A 3,052-nucleotide genomic window follows, 5' to 3' on the forward strand; every position below is an offset into this window, starting at 1 on the left:
CATATTGACCATCTTCAACACGATGCCTTCTTCGGCGAGCGTCGCGAACACCACCTTGGCGTCGGCCAGCGCACGGTCCCAGGCGGTCAGGTCGGTCTGCTGCGAGCCGACATGGAACGACACGCCATAGGCGTCGAGGCCGAGCCCCTTGGCATGGCGCAGCACGTCGACGGCCATCGCTGGCACGCAGCCGAACTTGCGCGACAGCGGCCATTCCGCGCCCTCGCCATCGGTCAGCACGCGGCAGAACACGCGCGCGCCTGGAGCGACGCGAGCGATCTTCTCGACCTCTTCGACGCAATCGACGGCGAACAGGCGGATGCCGAGCTGGTAGGCGCGTGCGATGTCACGCTCCTTCTTGATGGTGTTGCCGAAGGAGATGCGGTCCGCCGGCGCACCGGCGTCCATCGCCATCTCGACTTCGGCAACGGAAGCGGTGTCGAAGGACGAGCCCATCGCAGCAAGCAGGCGCAGGATTTCCGGCGCCGGGTTTGCTTTCACCGCATAGTAGATTTTTGAATCGGGCAGCGCCTTCTCGAAGGCGCGGAAATTGTCGCGCACGACATCGAGGTCGACGACGAGGCAGGGACCGGTCGGACGTCGGGTGGCGAGGAAGTCAAGGATGCGCTGGGTGGCCATCGGGGTCTCTCCATCAGCGCCTTTCGGCGCGCAATAAGGCTGCGGGACGCGGGCTGTCAGCCTCGCGAACACGCGGTGGACAAAGGCGGGACGGATATCCATGGAACCAGCCGGTGGAGACCCCGGAACCATGAAGCGCCGTCTCGCGGCGGTGAACCTTGGCCTTGCCCGGCCTCGGTTCGCTTTGTCTGCCTTGGCTTGGATGGGAGACCCGTCCGCACTGCCGGCAATGAAGGTGTGCCTCTTCAGTAACCCCGGTTTTTGGACAACCGGCAGAACACCAGAAAGGCCCGCACCGTCGTTGCTTCAAGGTGTCCTCGGGCTGGCGGTTGGCCGCTAGACCGACTGGAGGGGTTGGCTCCAGTTACCTTACCGATTTCCCTCACCATTCGAGGATCGGCGGACACCCACAGGCACGTGCGACTTTGGGCAAGCGCGATATAAGGGCGAAGACTTTCACAATCAATAAAAATCGTATCGCAGGTTGTAAAATTTCTGGTGTCGAACAATGTTGCGGCAACCGTATCCGGATATCGAACGATGACAGGCACGCACGGCCCTCTCAACGCCTTTCTCGATCTTCGCCAGATGCCAGTGGCACATGCCCAGCTAGGCCCGCTGGCCGGCCTGCGGCTGGCCGTCAAGGACATCTACGACGTCGCCGGCTACCGCACCGGTTGCGGCAATTTGCAAAAATTCGCCGAAAGCCACGCAGCCTCGCGCACCGCACCCGCCGTGCAGATGATCCTCGATGCTGGCGCACGCTTCGTCGGCAAGACGCAGACCGACGAGCTTGCCTTCGCGTTGTTCGGCCAGAATGCGCATTTCTCGTTTCCGGTGAACCCGGCGGCACCCGACCGCGTCACCGGCGGCTCCTCATCGGGGTCGGCGGCGGCGGTGGCGGGCAGGCTGGCCGATATCGCCACCGGCTCAGACACCGGCGGCTCGATCCGCGCCCCGGCGAGCTTTTGCGGACTGATCGGGCTGCGCACCACGCATGGCCGCATTCCGCTCGACGGCACGATGAAGCTGGCGCCGAGCCTCGACACGTTCGGCTGGTTCGCCGACGACATCGAGACCTACGAGACCGTCGGCAAGCTGCTGCTCGGCCGCGATCCGCACCAGCACGTGTTGGACCGGCCGCTGGCGCTGGATTGGCTGGATGGATTGGTCGCCCGCCCGGCGCTGGCCGAATATGGTGAAATGAAGGGGCTGGCGGGCGCGGTCTTCGGCGTGCCGGCGACGCCGGCAATCCGCTTCTCCTCATCTCCCGATGAACTCTATTGGTGCTTTCGCCGGCTGCAGGCCAGGGAGGCCTGGGCGGTGCATGGCGAATGGATCACCAGCGGCGAGCGCGGCCTCGGCCCCGGTGTCGAGGAGCGTTTCGGCTTTGGCCGTGCCGTCGATGACAGGACAGCCCAGGCCGAGAAGGTGCGACGTCTGACCTTTCGCGGCGAACTGAACGCCCTGCTCGGCAGGAACGGCTTCCTTGTCCTGCCGACCGTGCCTGGTCCGGCGCCTTACGTGGACAGCACGCCGGAGCAGTTCCAGGCCTATCGCGAACGGGCGCTCCAACTTCTGTGCCTGGCCGGCCTGTCTGGTTTTCCACAGATCACGCTGCCCGTCGGCTCGGTCGCCGGCGCCCCGTTCGGCCTGTCGCTGCTTGGCCCTTCCGGCAGCGACATTGCCCTGATACGGCTCGGCCGGAAACTTCTCGACGCGGCACGAAAGGCCTGACCATGGACACACTGACGCGCATGCGTGCCTTCATCGACGTGGTCGAGGCCGAGGGCTTTTCGGCGGCGGCGCGCAAGATCGGTCGTTCCAAGGCCTTGCTGTCGAAATATGTGCGCGAGCTGGAGGACGAACTCGGCGCTTTGCTGCTCAACCGCACCACGCGCCAGTTCTCGATGACCGAGGCCGGCCATACCTATTACCGGCGCGCCTCGGAGATCGTGCGCGAGGTCGACAGCCTGGCCGACGCGGTGCGTGAATCCTCCGGCGACGTGCGCGGCCGGATCAAGCTGTCGGCGCCGCGCACCTTCGCCGACGCGCCGATCGGCCAGTCGCTGATCGACTTCGCCAAGCAGCATCCCGACATCGTGCTCGACATCCAGCTCGACGACCGCTTCGTCGATCTGGTCGAGGAGGGCTTCGATCTTGCGGTGCGCATCTCGCGGCTGGAGAACTCGTCGCTGATCGCCAGGCGGCTGGCGCCGTTTTCGATAAAGCTCTGCGCCTCCCCCGAACTGATCGCCAGGCATGGCATGCCGACAAGGCCGCAGGATCTCAGCCGCATGCCTTGCATCGTCGACACCAATGGCCGCGGACTGAACAACTGGCCGTTCAAGGGCGACAATGGCGATCCGGTGAGCGTTTCGGTGTCCGGTCCGGTCGAGGTCAACAGCCCGAT

3 protein-coding genes are annotated in these 3,052 nt (G+C 65.1%); 2 read left to right on the forward strand and 1 reads right to left on the reverse strand.

Translation table 11 applies throughout. From position 1 onward, the window contains the following. Window positions 1-639, reverse strand: a 639-nt coding sequence (locus tag EN939_RS27540; RefSeq protein ID WP_206528353.1) for an alanine racemase, incomplete at its 3' end; no start/stop codon positions are given. Window positions 640-1,179: 540 nt separating this feature from the next. On the opposite strand from EN939_RS27540, the gene EN939_RS27545 reads away from it, so the two are divergent. Next, a complete protein-coding gene (locus EN939_RS27545) occupies window positions 1,180-2,376 on the forward strand; it encodes an amidase (RefSeq protein WP_127270878.1) in 1,197 nt (398 codons plus the stop codon). 2 nt (window positions 2,377-2,378) lie between these two features. After that, window positions 2,379-3,052, forward strand: a 674-nt coding sequence (locus tag EN939_RS27550) for a LysR substrate-binding domain-containing protein (protein ID WP_164751270.1), incomplete at its 3' end; no start/stop codon positions are given.

The sequence above is a fragment of the Mesorhizobium sp. M7A.F.Ca.CA.002.05.1.1 genome, from assembly GCF_003998335.1.
Classification (GTDB): Bacteria; Pseudomonadota; Alphaproteobacteria; order Rhizobiales; family Rhizobiaceae; genus Mesorhizobium.

Bases quoted from the DNA above. Each gene is read 5' to 3' on its own strand.
- EN939_RS27545 (WP_127270878.1), top strand. From the start codon at position 1,180: ATGACAGGCACGCACGGCCCTCTCAACGCCTTTCTCGATCTTCGCCAG.